Here is a 1,671-nt window from a genome sequence, read left to right as displayed (position 1 = left end):
ATGCAGATAATGAACGTAAGCGTCGCTACCTCGGTAGGTATTTTGCACATCCAATGATGCAAAATCGCCGAGCAAAACGCGACGACTATAAACCCTCGGCTGTCCGCGTCACACAGCGTTACGTGCCTTGAATCGGCACACTCCACTACTGTGCTCTCACATGACTCTACGGTTCGTATAGATTTTTAGACACTCGTTACGCTTGCTACAGACCTAACGGCCTTTCGCAACTCCGCTCTGCTAAAAACCCGAACCTACCTCGGCCTACTCACCCCGTGCTTAGCACTCCATGGCTCGCAGCGAAAGAAGCTATGCTTATATACGGCCAACTAAGAGAGTGTTGGGAACGCGGAATTGAAGAAATTTTATTAGGTGGTATTGTGGAGCGTTATAGGAATAGCGTCCAAACTCAGCAAATTTTATTAGTTTCCGATATTACTGTAGAGGATTGCAAAGATATTGAAAACGGAATGACTAAATGCTCTAAGTGGCTTCCAGGTCATGATCTGGCAGCAGGTGCACCTCAAGATATGCCAGATCCAGATGGTTTACAAGCTGATGTGGACAGCTTTAATAACTGGGTAGAAAGAATTAAGAAGCGCCGAAAAAAATGAAATGGGTATGTAAGGTTTTTTTTGGAGTGTATCGATATGTAGGGTGTGTAAAGAGCCCTACACACGCCTAAGTCTTCATTATTGGCCCTGGATATTGCACAACTAATTCATCTGCCGTCAATAAAGTAAAGCCTTCTGATATAGCCTGGGCAATTAGGATACGATCAAATGGGTCTTTATGAATAGAAGGCAATCCACTGACTCCAACTGCATGTTCACTAGTAATAACCAGCTCACTATATCCGTTATCTAATAAACCACGACGCAATAAATGAGGCTCTACTTTAAAGTCTTTTCTACCCAGGCTATTTTTTATAGCGATCTCCCAAAGACTGGCCGCACTAAAAAATAGTTCATTACCTCTTTCGCTGAGCAACAACCTTACTTCAGAAGATAGTTTAGGGGAATCACTTGCGGCCCATAATAATACATGAGTATCTAAAATATATTTCACTCTTCGTCACCAAATAACTTTTCAATTTCATCGCAGCCCATTGTATCAAAATCATCTGGTACTTCGATCTGACCAGTAAGGAACCCCACCCGCTTAACGTCTGTTTCGTCTGGTGCGCTTAAAGGCACAACTTTTACTAAAGGCTTTCCTGCTTTTGCAATAATAAAGGGTTCACCACTAGATGCTTTTTCAATTAAACGAGATAAGTGAGTCTTGGCTTCATGAATATTAACAGTCTGCATAACAGGCTCCAGTTAAACTTAGTCATATAAACTTAGTTTAGTACAATTGATCATTGATTGCAATGCAAGATTTAACTTGTTATATATGATACAAACTATAACAACTTTAATACTATCAAGGCTTTCAGCCTGGACACCTCTACTCACTCGTTATATTATCATTATATAGATCAATAATATAATGAGTTTGAGGCCAAAATGGGCTTAAGTAAGCAAGCGCGAATTTTATCTGAACGACAGGAACGGATTGTTATAACTCACCTCAAAAACACAACCACACCGCAGCGAAACCTCGTTTTGTTTTTGCTGTCGATAAAAGCCGGACTCCGTGCGAAAGAAATTGGGCACTGTTGCGAAAAAT

General features: G+C 41.1%; 3 protein-coding genes. 1 reads left to right on the top strand and 2 read right to left on the bottom strand.

Features of this window, described 5'->3' with window-relative positions; all coding sequences use genetic code 11:
* The first annotated feature begins 275 nt into the window (after positions 1 to 275).
* Positions 276 to 614, top strand: coding sequence for a hypothetical protein (locus C200_RS09450; protein ID WP_016212193.1), 339 nt, complete (start codon positions 276 to 278; stop codon positions 612 to 614).
* Positions 615 to 681: 67 nt separating this feature from the next.
* Here the strand turns inward: C200_RS09450 and C200_RS09445 are convergent, their stop codons facing one another.
* Together C200_RS09445 and C200_RS09440 are read right to left on the bottom strand one after the other, a co-directional pair.
* Positions 682 to 1,068: a type II toxin-antitoxin system VapC family toxin gene (locus C200_RS09445; RefSeq protein ID WP_033923745.1), complete on the bottom strand. Its 387-nt coding sequence runs from the start codon at positions 1,066 to 1,068 to the stop codon at positions 682 to 684.
* The gene (locus C200_RS09440; protein WP_016212196.1) at positions 1,065 to 1,310 is read right to left on the bottom strand and encodes a type II toxin-antitoxin system Phd/YefM family antitoxin; all 246 of its coding nucleotides are present in this window, start codon (positions 1,308 to 1,310) and stop codon (positions 1,065 to 1,067) included. Before C200_RS09440 ends, C200_RS09445 begins: the two co-directional genes overlap by 4 nt.
* Positions 1,311 to 1,671 lie beyond the last annotated feature (361 nt).

The organism is Piscirickettsia salmonis LF-89 = ATCC VR-1361, assembly GCF_000297215.2.
Classification (GTDB): domain Bacteria; phylum Pseudomonadota; class Gammaproteobacteria; order Piscirickettsiales; family Piscirickettsiaceae; genus Piscirickettsia; species Piscirickettsia salmonis.
Note: the sequence above shows the minus strand (reverse complement) of the source record. Positions and strands in the feature narration are given on the sequence as shown.

What these genes read in the sequence shown, in the direction of transcription:
- C200_RS09440 (WP_016212196.1), bottom strand. Translation starts at nt 1,310, where the DNA reads ATGCAGACTGTTAATATTCATGAAGCCAAGACTCACTTATCTCGTTTA.